The sequence below is a fragment of the Shewanella sp. S23-S33 genome (assembly GCF_043359565.1).
Lineage (GTDB): Bacteria > Pseudomonadota > Gammaproteobacteria > Enterobacterales > Shewanellaceae > Shewanella > Shewanella oncorhynchi.
This window is the reverse complement of the sequence record NZ_JBHFFD010000024.1, coordinates 154,910-173,785: the sequence shown is the minus strand read 5'-3', so window position 1 is coordinate 173,785 and position 18,876 is coordinate 154,910. Positions and strand designations below refer to the sequence as shown.

The 18,876-nt window shown below is 44.9% G+C and carries 17 protein-coding genes; 14 read left to right on the top strand and 3 right to left on the bottom strand.

What is annotated here, in order from left to right:
* Positions 1-228: 228 nt before the first annotated feature.
* Positions 229-1,533 (bottom strand): SIR2 family protein, encoded by a 1,305-nt coding sequence (locus tag ACHA99_RS08290; protein WP_393942112.1) that lies wholly within the window; start codon positions 1,531-1,533, stop codon positions 229-231.
* Positions 1,534-1,831: 298 nt separating this feature from the next.
* Here ACHA99_RS08290 and ACHA99_RS08285 point away from each other — a divergent pair, with 298 nt between their 5' ends.
* The 3 genes from ACHA99_RS08285 to ACHA99_RS08275 all read left to right on the top strand — a co-directional run bounded on the left by ACHA99_RS08285 (position 1,832) and on the right by ACHA99_RS08275 (position 4,748).
* Positions 1,832-2,056 (top strand): hypothetical protein, encoded by a 225-nt coding sequence (locus ACHA99_RS08285; RefSeq protein ID WP_212601497.1) that lies wholly within the window; start codon positions 1,832-1,834, stop codon positions 2,054-2,056.
* Positions 2,057-2,653: 597 nt separating this feature from the next.
* Positions 2,654-3,628 (top strand): DUF1852 domain-containing protein, encoded by a 975-nt coding sequence (locus ACHA99_RS08280; RefSeq protein WP_393942109.1) that lies wholly within the window; start codon positions 2,654-2,656, stop codon positions 3,626-3,628.
* Between the two features lie 55 nt (positions 3,629-3,683).
* Entirely contained in the window at positions 3,684-4,748 is a 1,065-nt protein-coding gene (locus ACHA99_RS08275) for a methionine synthase (protein ID WP_168822931.1), read from the top strand.
* 182 nt (positions 4,749-4,930) lie between these two features.
* Here ACHA99_RS08275 and ACHA99_RS08270 read toward each other — a convergent pair whose 3' ends face one another.
* Positions 4,931-6,637 (bottom strand): amidase, encoded by a 1,707-nt coding sequence (locus tag ACHA99_RS08270; protein WP_393942124.1) that lies wholly within the window; start codon positions 6,635-6,637, stop codon positions 4,931-4,933.
* A 73-nt stretch (positions 6,638-6,710) separates the two neighbouring features.
* Positions 6,711-7,823, bottom strand: coding sequence for an agmatine deiminase (aguA, locus tag ACHA99_RS08265; RefSeq protein ID WP_393942107.1), 1,113 nt, complete (start codon positions 7,821-7,823; stop codon positions 6,711-6,713).
* 508 nt (positions 7,824-8,331) lie between these two features.
* Here aguA and mazG point away from each other — a divergent pair.
* From mazG to rpoS, 11 genes are all read left to right on the top strand, one after another.
* Positions 8,332-9,270, top strand: a complete 939-nt coding sequence (gene mazG, locus ACHA99_RS08260; protein WP_263173244.1) for a nucleoside triphosphate pyrophosphohydrolase — start codon at positions 8,332-8,334, stop codon at positions 9,268-9,270.
* Positions 9,271-9,386: 116 nt separating this feature from the next.
* Positions 9,387-11,024 carry a CTP synthase gene (locus ACHA99_RS08255; protein ID WP_012587102.1) on the top strand — a complete coding sequence of 546 codons (1,638 nt, stop codon included), beginning with the start codon at positions 9,387-9,389 and terminating at the stop codon, positions 11,022-11,024.
* Between the two features lie 230 nt (positions 11,025-11,254).
* On the top strand, positions 11,255-12,550 hold the full coding sequence (gene eno / locus ACHA99_RS08250; RefSeq protein ID WP_105251763.1) for a phosphopyruvate hydratase: 1,296 nt from the start codon (positions 11,255-11,257) through the stop codon (positions 12,548-12,550).
* A gap of 99 nt (positions 12,551-12,649) precedes the next feature.
* Complete coding sequence (gene ftsB, locus ACHA99_RS08245; RefSeq protein ID WP_105253074.1) at positions 12,650-12,949, top strand: cell division protein FtsB; 300 nt, start codon at positions 12,650-12,652, stop codon at positions 12,947-12,949.
* Positions 12,950-12,961: 12 nt separating this feature from the next.
* Positions 12,962-13,753 carry a 2-C-methyl-D-erythritol 4-phosphate cytidylyltransferase gene (gene ispD / locus ACHA99_RS08240; protein ID WP_393942103.1) on the top strand — a complete coding sequence of 264 codons (792 nt, stop codon included), beginning with the start codon at positions 12,962-12,964 and terminating at the stop codon, positions 13,751-13,753.
* Between the two features lie 37 nt (positions 13,754-13,790).
* Positions 13,791-14,276: a 2-C-methyl-D-erythritol 2,4-cyclodiphosphate synthase gene (gene ispF, locus ACHA99_RS08235; RefSeq protein ID WP_168822943.1), complete on the top strand. Its 486-nt coding sequence runs from the start codon at positions 13,791-13,793 to the stop codon at positions 14,274-14,276.
* A 20-nt stretch (positions 14,277-14,296) separates the two neighbouring features.
* On the top strand, positions 14,297-15,412 hold the full coding sequence (gene truD, locus ACHA99_RS08230; protein WP_219254092.1) for a tRNA pseudouridine(13) synthase TruD: 1,116 nt from the start codon (positions 14,297-14,299) through the stop codon (positions 15,410-15,412).
* Positions 15,409-16,158 carry a 5'/3'-nucleotidase SurE gene (gene surE / locus ACHA99_RS08225; RefSeq protein WP_105251808.1) on the top strand — a complete coding sequence of 250 codons (750 nt, stop codon included), beginning with the start codon at positions 15,409-15,411 and terminating at the stop codon, positions 16,156-16,158. Before truD ends, surE begins: the two co-directional genes overlap by 4 nt.
* A complete protein-coding gene (locus ACHA99_RS08220; protein ID WP_028761363.1) occupies positions 16,155-16,790 on the top strand; it encodes a protein-L-isoaspartate(D-aspartate) O-methyltransferase in 636 nt (211 codons plus the stop codon). The genes surE and ACHA99_RS08220 overlap by 4 nt, the downstream gene beginning before the upstream one ends.
* Before the next feature lie 100 nt (positions 16,791-16,890).
* The gene (locus tag ACHA99_RS08215; RefSeq protein ID WP_393942100.1) at positions 16,891-17,787 is read left to right on the top strand and encodes a peptidoglycan DD-metalloendopeptidase family protein; all 897 of its coding nucleotides are present in this window, start codon (positions 16,891-16,893) and stop codon (positions 17,785-17,787) included.
* Positions 17,788-17,867: 80 nt separating this feature from the next.
* A complete protein-coding gene (gene rpoS, locus ACHA99_RS08210) occupies positions 17,868-18,848 on the top strand; it encodes an RNA polymerase sigma factor RpoS (protein WP_028761361.1) in 981 nt (326 codons plus the stop codon).
* Positions 18,849-18,876: the final 28 nt, after the last annotated feature.

Sequence of the window (18,876 nt, the reverse complement as noted above, 5' to 3'; positions counted from 1 at the left end):
CGTCCATGGGGCGGACGGTCGTCTCGCCAATCACCATGGCTTACCTTTTGGCACTAGTGTAACCTGTCTATATGAAGGAGATACCCAGCAAGTTTTTGGACAATAGCACGTTAGTTTTTTAGTCTAATCAGTTGGTTTCGGATTAAGATTTCTATGGATTAACGCCGCACTCTGAGGCAACTTTGTTGCACAGCGGAAAAGTTGTCCGGCTGCAACGAATTGTTATACCTAGTTTCTATTTACAACCTGCAAAGCGTCAGGCCATGCGGTGTTCTCCACGATATAATCTCTAATTAAAACCCTATTTGATGCAATAATTCCCGGCCAGCGCTGATTCCAAGAGTTATAAGCGTGCCATGAATAACCTATGTAAAGCTCTTTACGCATAGAGTTCATAGATCTGAGAGTAGCGTCTAAGAACACCTTTTCTATTGATGTTCCTCTGATCTCCAATATGCTCGCAATATATATTAACCATCGCGCCATATGTTCATACTGCTCCCACGCATTATACCCATTCGTCAAATCCGTTTTGAATTCAATAATTTGACCAAGTGCTTTAACCACTCTTTTATCATTTATACTTACGCCGACAGCCGCAATCGAAGATACTATTTCGTAAAATGCATTTTCAATACTTAAAAAAACTTTCGTGAATTGATGATTATTAAAAACCACTTTTTTTATATTTGCTACTGATGATTCTGCACACTTTTCTGCATTCGGGATTTCCGAATTTAGCTTTTTAAAAAAATCATGGCACTCTGTTTCATCAATCACTCGAATACCGTAACAGTGCGCATAGTAATCCTTAACCGGTTGATCGACTTTTGATCGCGACACCAAAAATATATTCGAGCCTATAACGTGGTTTTTAGAAAACCCTTTATAATCACTGATTATTGATTTTAGATTTGCATCTCCAAGAGAGTAGCCCAAGATAACCACGGTATTTTCGTGTAACACCGTGCTTAGTTTCCTCGAAAAATACGATTCGCTATGAATAAACTTAAAGTAGTCATCTGACGTAACAACCATATTTTCTGGAGAGTCTATCGACCCATGAACATGATAGACTTTGACCCTGGCTGACGATCTAGGAATCGGCAGGCCAGGCGTCAAGGAGTGACATGCTTCAAATCCTACTAGCTCTTCGACAAGCTTGTCATAGTTGGTTGTAACAACACGACAAGAGCATTTTGATAGAAAATCTTCTATTGATGCATTGTTCCCCATCAACTTTATGGAACTGATTTCCTTTGCAATTTCTTCGTGGATGCTCTTACCTACTTTTTGCAGTTCAATAGAAATAACCTGAGCCGCCTCCTCTAATCCGAGTGTATTTTTACCGTCTTTTGGAAATAGACTGGCCTTTAAATCATTTCCATTTGCAAGAAGTTCACACAGTGACTCCAAAAGTCCTTGCCAGCTAGGGGCTTGGTTATCTGATACAGATTTCGAAAATCCTGTTCCAGTGAATAAGCACAATCTACTTGATGTCGCCGCATACGCGATTTCGAAATACTCGCTCAACCTTCACTCCTTATTGGTATAACATTACTGCACATGGTTAACTGATTGTATTGCAGCGAAGTTATCGGCTTTGCTTCAAATACACCACCTAGAAAAACGCACATGCGCGTTTTTAAAACATATTATCTATGAGCTGGTAATTATAAGTGATTAATTTTAAAGGTATTTATTTAAAAATTAGAAAGCACGCACAAATGCAGGATGAAAATCGTTCACAATCCTTATAATTTGAATACAACTGTATACTTATCCCGTTTTTTGATGGTTAGTAGTGAATTACATCACACGGGATATAACGATGAATATTACTAGGCCAGAAAGTCGTTCATTATTGTTCCACCGAAAACTTGTTAACTCGTTTTGGGGCAATAGCTTTTTAGCTAAACGAACAGCAGAAGTGTTAATTAAGATTGGCATTGTTGCAACTGTGACCGTTGGCGGCATGGATGCCGTCGTCGAGCCCTCAGGGACGAGTTTATGGCGAGTCACAGGGGAAACAATGACAATTCATGCTGCAAACTGACAACAAAGTTATCTTGCTTTGGGGCAATAGCTTTTTAGCTAAACGTGTAGCGAGAGGGTTAGTTAAGATTGGCATTGTTGCACCAGTGACCTTCTAAAACAGGATATGTTTTAGTAGAGCCCTCAGGGACGCTTTTTGTTAAACAAAGAGGTGGCGAGTCACTGGGGGCACAATGCGCGATGAATATCGCGCAACAGGTAATGCAACGAGCTTTGGGGAAATATGTGTAATCGGCTATTACAAGCCAGCTCTAGGAGAACAAACTCGACAATATATTGCTTCCCCTGCTTTTCCCTATCCCGAGTTTTGGTTAATCAACAACGCCTTGCTAGTTGATCATGAATATGGCTCATGTTCTATGTGAAATAAAACCGTTTTTGTTCATGTGCCGAACCACGTATAAATGACTCCAAGCGAAATATTAGACAAGCTTGAAGTTGCACACTAGCTAAGCCATCAGGACTTAAGTCATCGGCACTTAAGTTAAATAGAACCTCAGACAGAACACGAATAATGTCTATCAGAGTCGGGTCGAGAAGCTAGAAGCGCAGGGCATAAACTCAGGTTTGAAATCAGACAATGGGATACTGGATCACTATGAATAAGCATTTTACATTTACGATTAACAGCATTTGTCTTGATGAAAATTATCATCCCTCAGACAAGACGCGTATCACGACCAACTTTGCTAATTTGGCCAGAGGAAGTCATCGCCAAGCGAACTTACGCAACGCGTTAAAGATGATTGATAACAGTTTTAATGCCTTAGCGCATTGGGATAACCCTAAAGGCGATCGTTATACTGTCGAACTTGAAATTATCTCCGTTAATTTGGATATTGACGGCAGCGGTCAAACCTTCCCATCGATTGAAGTTTTGAAAACCAATATTGTTGATCATAAAACCAATAAACGTATTGAAGGTATTGTCGGCAATAACTTTTCATCTTATGTACGCGATTATGACTTTAGCGTGTTACTGGCAGAACATAATAAGGGCCAAGCCAAATTTAGTATTCCAGATGATTTTGGTGGTCTACATGGCAAGCTATTTCAGTCTTTTGTTAATTCTGATGCTTATAAACAGAATTTTAATAAGCCACCGGTTATCTGTCTCAGTGTGTCGGATAATAAAACCTACCATAGAATTGAGAATCAGCATCCCGTATTAGGGGTTGAATATCAGCCAAATGAATCGTCTTTAACTGAGCAATATTTCAAAAAAATGGGCTTACAGGTGCGCTATTTTATGCCACCAAATAGTGTGGCGCCTTTAGCTTTTTATTTCTTTGGTGATTTACTCAATGATTACACCCATCTTGAGTTGATAAGCACCATCAGCACTATGGGCACCTTTCAAAAAATCTATCGCCCTGAGATTTATAATGCCAATGCTGTTGCAGGAAAATGCTATCAACCTAATTTGGAAAACTTGGATCATTCACTGACTCAAATTGTTTATGACCGAGCTGAACGTAGCCAATTGGCGAATGAGCAAGGCAAATTTGCAGCGGAGCACTTTATCAAACCCTATCAAACGTTTTTTGAACAATGGTCTGCTAATTACGATTAGTTGCTCTGAGCCTAATCGTCACGCTCAATAATTAACCCAATACGGCATCATTATTATGACAACACGACTTAATAAAACCCTGATTAACAACAGACTGTTACCGACTTCAACTGCGGGCAGTTTACCTAAACCTTTATGGCTTGCAGAGCCTGAAACACTTTGGTCTCCATGGAAATTGCAAGGAGAGGAATTAATTACCGGGAAACACGATGCACTGCGTTTGTCATTACAGGATCAACAGCTAGCAGGGATTGATATTGTCAGTGATGGCGAGCAAACGCGGCAACATTTTGTCACTACCTTTATTGAGCACCTTAATGGCGTTGATTTTTCAAAACGTAAAATCGTTAAAATTCGTGATCGCTATGATGCGAGCGTGCCCACGGTTGTCGGCCCAGTGAGCCGCCAAAAGTCGGTGTTTGTTGAAGATGCCAAATTTTTACGCAAGCAAACTACGCAACCGATTAAATGGGCCCTACCTGGCCCTATGACCATGATAGATACGCTTTATGATGACCATTATAAAAGTCGCGAAAAGCTTGCTTGGGAATTTGCCAAAATTCTTAATGAGGAAGCCAAAGAATTAGAAGCGGCGGGTGTTGATATTATCCAATTTGATGAGCCGGCTTTTAATGTGTTTTTTGATGAGGTAAACGATTGGGGTATCGCGTGTTTAGAAAGAGCCATTGAAGGGCTAAAATGCGAAACGGCGGTGCATATTTGTTATGGTTATGGCATCAAAGCCAATACAGATTGGAAAAAAACCTTGGGCTCAGAGTGGCGCCAATATGAAGAAGTGTTTCCTAAACTGCAAAAGTCTAATATCGATATTATCTCGCTAGAATGTCACAACTCCCATGTGCCAATGGAGCTACTTGAACTCATTCGCGGTAAGAAAGTCATGGTCGGCGCGATTGATGTCGCCACCGACACGATTGAAACCGCAGAGGAAGTGGCTGACACCCTACGAAAAGCCCTTAAATTTGTCGATGCCGACAAGCTTTATCCTTGTACTAACTGTGGCATGACGCCTTTATCCCATCAAGTCGCAAGAGGTAAACTCAACGCCTTAAGTGCAGGCGCAGAGATCGTCAGAAAAGAGCTCTTGGCATTAAGATAAGACGCGTTAAGTGTTGCTGTCTGTTTTACAGCAGCATGTTTTATAGCAGCATAAGTCTAGCTTTGTTGAAAAGGTATCGACGTAAGTATTAAAAAAAACGGGATTGGCATTCTGATGCCAATCCCATTGTTCATTTCTAAACTCATGCATTTAGTGCCTGGGCTTATGCATTGTCTTAGCGCTTATTGGCCAAGCTTTGGCGTGCGTGGCGGTATCATGCGCCTGTTACCTGTTGACTCAAATGCACCTGCAAATTTAAGCAGGTTATTATCGTCATAGGCGCGGCCCGCGAAGGTCAAACCCACTGGCATGCCAATATCGGCCATCACACCCATAGGCACAGTTACAGTCGGCACGCCTAAATGGCGAATCGCAAGGTTTCCATTAGCGACCCAAACTCCGTTGCTCCAAGCGATATCGGCTGAAGTCGGATTCACATGCGCATCGGCAGGGCCGACATCTGCCACGGTTGGGAACAGCACGGCATCAAGCTTAAGCTCGTCCATCCAGTCTTCGAGATCTAGCTTACGGGTCTTCTCTAAGCCACGCAGACCATCGGGAATGCTGTCGATCTGGTCATAGGATTTAAGACCACGCTTAGCCATGTTGACGTACTCTTCCATGCCTGCCGCTAAGTCACCTTCACGATTCGGCAGGGTGCCTAAGTCGTGTGGGAAAATCAGATAGCCGTTAACATCTTCAAGCTTGTTGAGTTTAGGGTCATTGTTAGCACGCAGGAATTCATCGAATGCCCAACCCGAGAGTTCCCATAATTCATCATGGAGGAATTGAGGCGTGACGATACCGCGGTTAAACACGGTCGGCGCGCCTGGGCGATCACCTTCACAATTTGAAACCAGCGGGAAATCGACTTCAATCACTTCGGCGCCAGCGGCTTCTAAGGCTTTGCGTGCCGCTTCCCATAGATCGATAACTGATTGGCGGGTATGAATACGTTGACCCGTTGGGCCGCCAATGCCTGGATTTTCGCTGGTGCCTGCCAATTCATCTTTATTGATGTACATACGCGGCACGCCAAAACGTTTACCCTTAAGCGTGTCGGCTTGAGCGGCAAGCTCCAGATAGGATTCTGGGCGAACGGTGGAGGCTTTAGGGATCTTGACCCAAGGTTGCAGACGCCAGAGATCGCCACGGGTGATAGGATCGTCGGCCACAATCACATCCAACACTTCAAGCATATCGGCCATAGTGCGGGTATAAGGCACGACGACATCCATGGTCGGCGTTAACGGCCAGTTACCGCGCACCGAAATCACGCCCCGTGATGGAGTGTAAGCACACAAACCGTTATTGGACGCAGGACCTCGACCGCTCGACCAAGTTTCTTCAGCAAGACCAAAAGCAGAGTAACTTGCTGCCGTGCCCGTGCCCGCCCCATTGGAAGAGCCCGAAGCGAATGGTGCAGTAAGATACTCAGCATTGTACGGGCTTTCAGCGCGGCCATAGTGACCACGCTGCATACCGCCATTGGCCATAGGTGGCATATTGGTTTTGCCTAGGCAAATGGCACCCGCGGCGCGTAGGCGCTCAACGGCAAAGGCATCGTATTGCGCCACTAAATCCTTAAAGGCTGGGCTACCAGACGCCGCCGTCAGTCCCTTCACCAAATAGCTATCCTTGGCGGTATACGGAATACCCTCAAGTGGGCTCAGTATTTCACCACGGGCGCGGCGCGCATCTGACGCCTCAGCTTCTTTGAGCGCATCGGGGTTGTGTACCACTAACGCATTGAGCTTAGTCTTTGTCGCAGGGCCGTCATATGCCTCAACCCGCGCGAGATAAGACTTCACCAGCTCCACTGCGGTGGTGCGGCCTGATTCGAGCGCAGCACGCAGCTCGGCAATAGAAACTTCAGTGACTTCAAACATCTTATGCCCTCCCGCAGAAAGCCAATTGTGGTGTAATAACAGTGACATCAATCGTCATTCTGTTCTCCTTGGGTTACTTTCCAGCAGGGATTTGCTGAGTAATACAATGGATATTGCCGCCACCTAATAAAATCTCACGGGCTGGCACACCCACAATTTCATGCTCTGGGAAGATTTCCTGTAGTTTTTCGGCGGCGATATCATCGGTTGCAGGATCAAGCAACGGGAACACGATGCGATTATTGGTGATTAAAAAGTTCACATAAGAACCGGCTAAACGCTCACCCGCCGTGCGTGGCACGCCAGTGCCTTCAGCCACACCTTTTGATTCTTCTTCGGTGCAATACAGCGGCCCCGGTTGTGGCAACAGATGGATTTTTAACTTACGGCCTTTGGCATCCACGGTATTTTGCAACACCTCTAGCGCCGCTTTTGAGCGTGGATACTGGGGATCAGTCTCATCATCGGTCCAGTGCAGAATGACTTCACCAGGACGGGCGAAACAGCACATATTGTCGATATGACCATCGGTCTCATCCATATACACGCCATCTTGCAACCAGATAAACTGCTTAATATTCAAATAGTCACGCAGTAAGTCTTCAATCTGTTCTTTTGTCAGTTCAGGGTTACGGTTGGCATTGAGTAAGCATTCTGCACTCGTCATACAGGTGCCTTCACCATCGACATGGATGGAGCCACCTTCGAGGATCAACGGCGCGCTGTAACGGGCAAAACCATGCTGCGCAAGCATCTGCTGCGCGACTTGCTCGTCCTTATCCCATGGGAAGTACAAACCACCGTTATGGCCGCCCCAAGCATTAAAACCCCAGTCAACACCACGGCATTCGCCATTGTCATTCACAACTACGGTTGGCCCAGTGTCACGAGCCCAGCAATCGTTACTGTCCATTTCAACCAAGGTGACATGGGATGGCATCACCGCTTTAGCTTCGGCTAAAAACGTCTTAGGAACACCCATATAAACAGGGGTTGCCGCACCAATGGCATCGGCCACCTTAGCAAAGGTCGCCTGAGCATAAGCACCAGCTGCACGCCAGTTATCAGGACGATAGGGCCAAATCATCCACACCGCTTGCTGCGCAGCCCATTCGCCAGGCATATAAAAACCATCTTGGGATGGCTTAGTCGTTAACTGCGTGGCATCCACTGTCACGTTTGTCATGAGTTTTGTCTCCAGTAATGCTTAAAAACGATAAGGGTGTGCGTCCTAACATCGGACGACAGAATCGAAATATACCTAACATCAATCAAATGAATAAATTGAAGGACCGCATTTATCATGTACATAGTTTGGCCGAAATTGTCAGGTCTTCACTCGGTGAGTTTTAGCTTCATTGAAATATTGCTGCGTATCTTATCATTTAAGATGGCTTGCGCTAAATACTTGTATGCAGGACATAGATGAGAATTTATTGGGGAGGAAGGTTGTCAATTTATTGCTCACGAGATGAGTGAATTACGAAATGGAGCGAACGCTCTTTAGTTAAAATAAGTCTTAGTTGAAATACGTCACTAAAATCTGATCTCAGCATCAAAATAGCACTTTTATTTTACCTAGCTTATCATCATCGCTTTATTGTAGCCTTTTGCTAAAAAATACTGCGGAGGCGTATTTTTTGTTCTTTCTCAATATTCGCCCGTTGCAGTATTTATCTTTAAAGGATATCAGCATGACTTCCCACACGGCGCCATTAACCTCATTTTCTACTGAACCTTCTCTCACTGAAACTTCTACAACGGAACCTTCTACAACGGAACCTTTTACAACGGAACTGTCTATAACAGATGTAGAGCCGCTACTTAAGATCATGGAAAAACTGCGTGATCCGCACACGGGTTGCCCGTGGGACAAAGCGCAAACCTTTCAAACCATAGTGCCTTTTACTTTAGAGGAGGCCTATGAAGTTGCCGATACCATAGAGCGTTTAGCCTGGGATGAGTTACCCGATGAACTCGGGGATTTGTTATTTCAAATCGTATTCTATTGTCAGCTCGGTAAAGAGCAAGGCAAGTTTGACTTTACGAGCGTGATTGAGAAAATTAGCGACAAGTTAACCCGTCGTCATCCCCATGTGTTCGGTGAGCAAAATCCGCAAATAGGCGATAGCGCCCAAGCGATGAAAGCCAATTGGGAAGCAATTAAGGCGATTGAGCGTGAACAAAAGGCCCTGCAAGTGGCGGGTGAAACCCAAGCTGATACTGTGGTTTCTGCGTTAGACAATATTCCGCGTACCCAACCTGCGCTGTCGCGCTCAATTAAAATTCAGCAAAGGGTGGCACGAGTCGGGTTTGATTGGGCCGAGCTTGAGCCCGTGGTTGCTAAAATCCACGAAGAAATCGATGAAGTCTTGCATGAAGTGAATCAACCCGAGCAAGATCAAGCGAAAGTGCAGTCCGAAATGGGCGACTTGCTGTTTGCCGTGGTGAATTTAGCTCGACATCTTAAGGTCGATCCAGAACAAGCGTTGCGACAAGCCAATCTTAAATTTGAACGCCGTTTTCGCGGCGTTGAACAGTTGGCGAGTGACAGCGGTAAAAGCATGGAAGAGCACACATTAATGGAGCTCGATGCCTATTGGGACCAAGTAAAAGCGACGGAGACGAGATAAACGGCAAATTATCCCGATTGGTGTTTGTCGAATCGCGCCGCCTTTGGTATACTACTGCCCCGTCCTAGTGCTTTCTTACAAGCACGTATTTTCAAACTCATTTTCTCAGGTTCAGCATGACTACAAGGTATATCTTCGTTACTGGTGGCGTTGTTTCATCACTAGGTAAAGGCATTGCAGCAGCATCATTAGCTGCAATTTTAGAGGCCCGCGGTCTCAATGTAACCATCATGAAACTGGACCCTTACATTAACGTTGATCCGGGTACCATGAGCCCAACCCAACATGGCGAAGTATTTGTTACTGAAGACGGTGCAGAAACAGATCTCGACTTGGGTCACTACGAGCGTTTCATCCGTACTAAGATGAATCGTCGTAACAACTTCACTACCGGTCGTATTTACGAAGAAGTATTACGTAAAGAACGTCGTGGCGATTATTTGGGCGCAACTATTCAGGTTATCCCACACATCACTAATGCGATTAAAGAAAAAGTATTAGCCGGTGGCGAAGGCCATGATGTGGCTATCGTCGAAATCGGCGGTACTGTGGGTGATATCGAATCCTTGCCGTTCCTAGAGTCTATCCGTCAGCTCGGTGTTGAGCTGGGTCGTGATCGTACTCTGTTCATGCATTTAACCTTAGTGCCTTTCTTAGGTGCTGCAGGCGAAGTGAAAACTAAGCCAACTCAACACTCAGTGAAAGAGCTGCGTTCTATCGGTATTGCACCAGATGTGCTGGTTTGCCGTGGTGATCGTGCGATTCCTGCTAATGAAAAAGCCAAAATTTCGCTGTTCTGTAACGTCGAAGAGCGTGCGGTTATTTCATTAAAAGATGTTGATAGTATTTATAAAATCCCAGCTTTGTTACGTTCACAAGGTTTGGATGACTTAGTGGTTAAGCGTTTCGGTTTAGAATGCCGTGAAGCGGATCTGTCTGAGTGGGAAAATGTGATTTATCAAGAAGCTAATCCAAACGGCGAAGTCGTTATTGGTATGGTGGGTAAATACATTGAACTGCCAGATGCCTATAAGTCAGTTAACGAAGCATTAAAACACGCAGGCCTTAAAAACCGCGTATCTGTGACCATCAAGTACATTGATTCACAAACCGTTGAAGCTAAAGGCGAAGAAGTCTTGCAGGGCTTAGACGGTATCTTAGTACCAGGCGGTTTTGGCGAGCGTGGTGTTGAAGGTAAGATACTGGCGGCAAAATTTGCCCGTGAAAACAATCTACCGTATTTCGGTATTTGTTTAGGTATGCAAGTTGCCTTGATTGAATTTGCGCGTAATGTTGCAGGTATGGCTGATGCACATTCAACTGAATTCAATAAAGAAACGCCGTTCCCAGTGGTGGGTTTGATCACTGAATGGATTGACGAAGAAGGTAATGTTGAGCAGCGCCATGAAGCGTCTGACTTAGGTGGCACTATGCGTTTAGGCGCTCAATTGTGTCATTTACTCGAGGGTTCAAAAGCGGCTCAAGCCTACAAAGGCAACAGCTGTGTAGAACGTCACCGTCACCGTTACGAAGTGAACAACAAATACAGAGAGCGTTTAGAGCAAGCCGGCATGATCTTCAGCGGTTTGTCTTCTGATCGTAAACTGGTGGAAATGATCGAATTAAAAGATCACCCATGGTTTGTTGCAGGTCAATTCCATCCTGAATTCACCTCAACGCCGCGCGATGGTCACCCATTGTTCGAAGGGTTTATTGCTGCGGCAAGTGCGCATCAAAAACGTGATCTGAAGTAAGAATATGTGAGGCCGGACCCGCGACAGTGGGGCCGGCCTTTTGCTACACTCGTTGCTACTTGAAACATAAGAATTTAATACTTCTGGGTGTAAACAGCATGCGTATCCGTTGCATCTGTATGGACGCAAACCGTAAATGGAATTTGGTTATTTTCTGCGGTATGTGACTCCCATTTATTCCCATAGGTATTGGTTTTTTCTTTTATCTTTAAACTTAAATCGAGGGTGTTATGGCTAAGATTATTAACGTGATTGGTCGCGAGATTATGGATTCTCGTGGTAACCCAACTGTTGAAGCCGAAGTGCATTTAGAAGGTGGTTTTGTGGGTATGGCTGCGGCGCCTTCTGGTGCATCAACCGGTAGCCGTGAAGCGTTAGAATTACGTGATGGCGATAAGAGCCGTTATTTAGGCAAAGGCGTATTAACCGCTGTTGCTAACGTAAACGGTGTCATCCGCGCTGCATTATTAGGCAAAGATGCGACTGCACAAGCTGAGCTTGATCAAATCATGATCGACTTAGATGGCACAGAAAACAAAGACAAGTTAGGCGCAAACGCGATTCTGGCTGTGTCTTTAGCGGCTGCTAAAGCAGCAGCAGCATCTAAAGGTATTCCTTTATACGCGCATATTGCTGAATTAAACGGTACACCAGGCCAATATTCTATGCCTGTGCCTATGATGAACATCTTAAACGGTGGCGAGCACGCGGATAACAACGTTGATATCCAAGAATTCATGGTGCAACCTGTTGGCGCGAAAACCTTCCGTGAAGCACTGCGCATGGGCGCTGAAATCTTCCATACACTGAAAAAAGTATTGCACGACAAAGGTCTAAGCACTTCTGTGGGTGACGAAGGTGGTTTTGCACCTAACTTAGCGTCAAATGCTGATGCGTTAGCCATTATCAAAGAAGCGGTTGAACTGGCTGGCTACAAGTTAGGTACTGATGTGACGTTAGCGCTGGATTGCGCTGCATCTGAATTCTACAAAGACGGCAAATACGATTTAGCGGGCGAAGGCAAAGTCTTCGACTCGAATGGTTTCTCTGATTTCTTAAAATCATTGGCTGACCAATACCCAATCGTGTCTATCGAAGACGGTTTAGATGAATCAGATTGGGATGGTTGGGCTTACCAAACTCAAATTATGGGCGATAAGATCCAATTAGTGGGCGACGATTTATTCGTTACTAACACTAAAATCTTAACCCGTGGTATTGAAAACGGTATTGCTAACTCAATCCTTATCAAGTTTAACCAAATTGGTTCATTGACTGAGACTTTAGCGGCTATTCGTATGGCGAAAGAAGCGGGTTATACCGCCGTGATTTCACATCGTAGTGGTGAGACTGAAGATTCAACCATTGCTGACTTAGCCGTGGGTACTGCTGCTGGTCAAATCAAAACCGGTTCACTGTGTCGTTCTGACCGTGTCGCTAAATACAACCAATTGCTGCGCATCGAAGAGCAATTAGGTGAAAAAGCCCCATACCGTGGTTTGAAAGAGATCAAAGGTCAGGCGTAATTTAATATTTGATGTAAAAAGGCCACCACTTGGTGGCCTTTTTTGTTGTACTATCTGCTGTATATTTTTTTAATCCAAGATACTGACGCTAATTCCTCCATGAAATTTTTTGTCATTGCACTCATAGTGCTACTCGGTGTACTGCAATTCCGTCTTTGGTCGGGAGGTAATAGTCTTCCTGAATATTTCGTTCTGCAAAAACAAATTGCCGCCCAGCAAGAAGGTAACGCCAAACTCAATGAGCGTAACCAAGTGCTGAAGGAAGAAATCATCGATCTGAAAAGTGGTACAGAAGCCATCGAAGAGCGCGCACGTAACGAACTTGGCATGGTTAAAGAAGGCGAGACTTTCTATCGCGTCGTGGGTGGTGAGCGCTCGGTATCGAGTCCATCTCAGTAATATGGAGTTAGGATGACAGAGCTAGGACATTTAGATCTTGGATTAAATGAACAATCCAATCCCGATAGTCAATCTGATCTGGTAACACAAATTGAATTGCAGCGCCAAGCTGAGCATGTCACTCAAGCTGTGGTTGCCATCGTTCCCGCCGCAGGCATAGGTAGCCGTATGGGCGCCGACAGACCTAAGCAATATCTTGAGGTGTGCGGCCAGAGTATTCTCGCTCATACCTTAGATAAGCTGTTGTCTCACCCGCACATTTCCCACGTCATCGTTGCCTTACATTCGAATGATACTATCTTCAATACCCTGCCACAGGCCGCACATCCTAAATTGATTACAGTAATAGGTGGCGGTGAGCGCGCAGATTCTGTGTTGGCGGCGCTGCAAATTGCGCCCGAGCACAGTTGGGCCTTAGTGCATGATGCGGCAAGACCTTGTTTAACCGCGACGGATATCGACAAGTTACTCGCATCCAGAGTGCAATTCCCCCAAGGTGCTATTTTGGCAATGCCTGTACGCGATACCATGAAGCGCGCGAATAAACAGGGTGAAATCAGTGCCACTGTGTGCCGCGATAATTTATGGCATGCATTGACGCCGCAGTTATTTCCAGCGCAGCAATTAAAAAATTACCTCAATGCGGCTCTGGCTGCAGGTGCGGTAGTCACAGATGAGGCTTCTGCGATGGAATGGGCGGGGATATCACCCGGACTCGTTTCGGGCCGTGCTGATAATATAAAAGTAACGCATCCCGACGATTTAGGGCTAGCCGAACTGTTTTTGATGCGTGCCGTTAAATAGTCATAATCAAAGTAAAATAATACGTTAGGAATATTAAATGAAAATCCGTATCGGCCATGGTTTCGATGTGCATAAATTTGGTGCGGCGCGGCCACTTATCCTTTGTGGCGTGGAAGTACCCTATGAAACAGGCCTAGTCGCACATTCAGATGGTGATGTGGTACTGCATGCGATTTCCGATGCCATCCTCGGTGCTTTAGCGCTCGGTGACATAGGCAAACATTTCCCCGATACCGATGCCGCCTATAAGGGTGCCGATAGCCGCGTATTGCTGCGTCATTGCTATGCTTTAGCGAGAGCGAAAGGCTTTGTGCTCGGCAATCTTGACGTCACTATCATAGCCCAAGCTCCTAAAATGGCACCGCACATAGAGGCAATGCGCCAGATATTAGCCGCCGATTTAACCGCGGAACTTGACGATATTAATGTCAAAGCGACCACGACTGAACAGCTTGGATTTACCGGGCGTAAAGAAGGTATTGCGGTAGAAGCCGTGGTACTTATGGCCCGCAAACACGATTAACTTAAGAGTAAAAAAGTCCCATGAGCGAATTACATTATCTGTATGGTAAGCCTTTAGGTACAGCAGATCTAAGAACCCAAAATAGCGATTTTATCGTGAAAGAGATTTTGCCTTTTAGCCCGACGGGTGAAGGTGAACATCATATGCTGCATGTACGCAAAGAAGGGCTAAATACAGTACAAGTCGCGGAAATGATCGCTAAGTTTGCTAAGGTGCATCCAAAGGAAGTGACCTACGCTGGGCAAAAAGATAAAAATGCCATCACAGAACAATGGTTCGGTGTGCGTATTCCTGGTAAAGAAACGCCTGCTTGGAAGGATCTCAATAGTGAGCGTTTGACCATATTGTCGAGCAGCCGCCACAGCAAGAAACTGCGAATTGGTGCCTTAGTCGGTAACCGCTTTATTCTTACCCTGAGAAATGTCACCCAAGTGGAAGACATTATCAGTCGTATCGAAAAGGTCGCTCAAGTGGGCGTGCCCAATTATTTTGGTGAGCAGCGCTTTGGTCACGATGGCAAAAACTTAGTGTTTGGTCGCCAAATGATGGCGGGTAAAAAAGTGAAAGACAGAAATAAGCGCAGCATGTATTTGTCTGCCGTGCGCTCAAATCTGTTTAACACTGTAGTGTCGTACCGATTAGCCAACCATGGCACTAAGCCTTTAGCGGGTGATTGTGTGATGTTAGCGGGCAGCAAAAGCTTCTTCGTGACGCCTGAATGGGATCTCATCGTATTGAAGCGTCTGATTGAAAAAGACATTCAACTTTCTGCACCATTGTGGGGGCGCGGCATGATGTTACCCCAAGGTGAAGCTGCTGCGGTAGAAACCTTAGCCATGAGTGAGTTAGCTGACGATTGCTATGGTTTAGAGCACGCCGGATTAGAGCAAGAACGCCGTCCGTTACTGCTTGAGCCCCAAGGCCTTAAATATGAACAAACCGCTGATGGCTTAGTGCTGGAGTTTGTGTTGCCTGCGGGCAGTTTTGCCACATCCTTGTTGAGAGAGTTGGTTAATTATCAAGATGTTAAAGAGCAGCAATGGCAAGCGACATTGGTGCAGGAGCCTGCGCCTGAGGTAACTAACGCTAACGTAGTGGCTAACACTGATACTGTTAAGACTGAAGCAGAGTCATGATCCGTATCCTTGTTAGCAATGACGATGGGATTAATGCTCCAGGTATCAAAGCCTTATCTGAGGCTTTGGCTGAAATAGCGACTGTGCTGACTGTTGGGCCGGATCGAAATTGCTCTGGTGCGAGCAACTCATTAACCTTGACTAATCCATTAAGAATTAATAGGTTAGATAATGGCTATATTTCCGTTCACGGTACACCGACAGATTGCGTTCATTTGGCTATCCGAGAATTATGTGATGGCGAACCTGATATGGTGGTGTCTGGCATCAATGCGGGGGCAAATATGGGTGATGACACCTTATATTCGGGGACAGTTGCCGCCGCGATGGAAGGACGCTTTTTAGGTTTTCCTGCAATAGCGATTTCGCTTAATGGCCGTAAATTCGAACATTATCAATCGGCTGCTGTTTATGCTCGGCGGATAGTTCAAGGTTTGTTGGCCCAGCCTTTGGCAAAAGATCAGATCTTAAATGTGAATGTGCCTGACTTGCCACTTGATCAAATTAAAGGGATCAAAGTGACTCGCCTCGGTGCTCGTCATAAGGCCGAAGGCATAGTGCGAACGCAAGATCCTGCCGGACGTGAAATCTTCTGGCTTGGTCCACCGGGACAAGAGCAGGATGCCACAGAGGGCACTGATTTTCATGCTATCGCCAATGGCTATGTTTCAATTACGCCCTTGACGGTTGACTTAACCGCCTACGGACAACTAACGGCATTGCAAAATTGGGTAGATAAAATATGACTCGAGTTGCCTTAACATCGGCGGTGAATTTAGCTAAAAAGCTTCAAGATGCGGGGATCCGTAATCAAGCCGTGTTAAAGGCGATATCGCATACGCCGCGAGAAATGTTTCTCGATAATGCGCTAGCCCATAAAGCTTATGAAAATACGGCTTTGCCAATTGGACAAGGGCAAACCATTTCGCAGCCTTATATCGTTGCCCGTATGAGCGAACTCTTACTGCACAAGATGCCACAGCGAGTGTTAGAAGTGGGGACGGGATCGGGCTATCAGGCAGCCATTTTGGCTCAATTGGTGCCTCAGCTTTGTACTATCGAACGGATCAAAGGTTTACAAATTCAAGCAAGACAGCGTTTAAAACGATTAGATTTGCATAATGTGTCGTTTAAATATGGTGATGGTTGGTTGGGATGGGCTAATCGTAGTCCGTTCGATGCCATTATGGTGACTGCGGCGGCGGCGACTATACCAGAAGCTTTGCTGTCTCAGTTGGCTGATGGAGGGGTGTTAGTCTTACCTGTGGGAGAGGATACTCAGCAATTGATGCGTATTACGCGCACTGCTGACCGCTTTAGTTCTGAAACCATTGAAACGGTTAAATTTGTACCTTTAATTAATGGAGAGTTAGCTTAACCTTGTGTTGTGCTACTGTGTTAAGCGAAGTGCTTGTTTTGCACAGAAGGCGTCATTTTCTCATCATAAACAGTAATACAACCTTACCAAGGAGTTTTTATTGTTGAATGCGGGTTTACTCTTAAACCTTTGCTTTATATTTCTGCTTGTAGGCTGTAGCTTTCAGGCCAGCAGACCCGCACCCGTCGAAAATATTTCCCATAGCTACTCTAAAAATAGCAAAGGCCACATTAAATCGAATTCATATAAAGTTAAAAAAGGTGACACTCTCTACTCTATTTCTTGGGCTGCAGGGAAAGACTTTTCTGAAATAGCTAAACTTAATCAATTAGATAACCCTTATACAATTTACCCTGGACAGATTTTATATTTAACTAATGCTAAATCTAGTAACCAATCAAAATCTACGACTTTAGATGGAAATATAACGGGTAATTTAGATGCTAACTCAAGTAAAAGTGATAAAAAACAATTAGATGATAAGGTTTATCAGCCTAATGCTAAGTCAAGTAACGATCTGAAAAAAACACTTGATCAGAAAGCTAAGCCCGCGTACCTTGTAACAAGTTCCCAACAAAACGTTAACCAACTAATGGTTCCACCCACCTCAACACTGCCAGTCAGTGTGAGTCAGTGGCAGTGGCCAGTAAGAGGGAAGTTAATCGGAACTTATTCTGCCAATGAGCAGGGAAATAAAGGTATTAAGATCGCGGGAAATCGGGGAGATATCATCAAAGCTGCTGCAGATGGGCGGGTGGTATACGCAGGAAGTGCTCTTAGGGGTTACGGTAATTTAGTGATTATTAAACATAGTGACGATTACCTTAGTGCTTATGCTCATACGGACAAGATCTTAGTCAAAGAAAAGCAACATGTCCTCGCAGGGCAGACTGTTGCAAAAATGGGCAATACAGGTGCCAATCGGGTAATGTTACATTTTGAAATTCGTTACCATGGACAGTCTGTAAACCCACTTACTTATTTACCTAAACAATGATTGTTTGGGGCCTTGTTGGCAAATGGAGGATAGGAAATTGCACTAATTCAGCAGTTTAATTAGGTTTGGGAGATTTGATCATGAGCCGCATAAATAGCACTGCCGCAGAAGCACTAGTAGATTTTTCCGTAGAAACCGTAGACTTTGATCTTGAAAAAGAAGAAGTTGCCACCGATCTAGTCCAAGAGCTAGGAATAGAACAACAGGTCCAAGATGACCTGCAAAAAAATCTTGATGCCACTCAACTTTATCTAGGTGAGATTGGTTTTTCCCCACTGCTTAGCGCAGAAGAAGAAGTTTACTTTTCCCGTAAGGCCTTAAAAGGTTGTGCAAAATCCCGTAATCGCATGATCGAAAGTAATTTACGTCTCGTCGTAAAAATTGCACGTCGTTACAATAACCGCGGCTTAGCACTGCTCGATCTTATCGAAGAGGGTAATTTAGGTCTAATTCGTGCCGTAGAAAAGTTTGACCCAGAAAGAGGTTTTCGTTTTTCAACCTATGCGACTTGGTGGATCAGACAGACGATTGAACGCGCTATCATGAATCAAACTCGTACTATTCGTTTGCCGATTCATGTTGTTAAAGAACTCAACGTATACTTGCGCACAGCCCGCGAATTAGCACAAAAACTGGATCATGAACCTACAGCGGAAGAAATTGCTGAAAAACTGCAAGTTTCTAGCTCTGATGTGAGCCGCATGCTGAAGCTGAATGAAAAAATTACCTCTGTTGATACGCCTTTGGGGGGCGATAACGAGAAAGCATTATTAGATGTACTGGCCGATGATGATAGTGTTGGCCCTGACTATAAAGTGCAAGATGAAGACATCTCTAACTCGGTGGTGAAATGGCTTAACGAGTTGAACACAAAACAAAGAGAAGTATTAGCCCGTCGTTTTGGTTTGTTAGGTTATGAACCTTCTACGCTTGAAGATGTGGGGGCTGAAATTGGTTTAACCCGTGAACGTGTTCGTCAAATCCAAGTGGAAGCATTAAAACGCTTACGTGATTTATTGGGTTCTCAAGGTTTATCTGTTGAGGCTTTATTTAGAAACTAATATCGGTCTTCTGGTGCCTTTCAGAGAA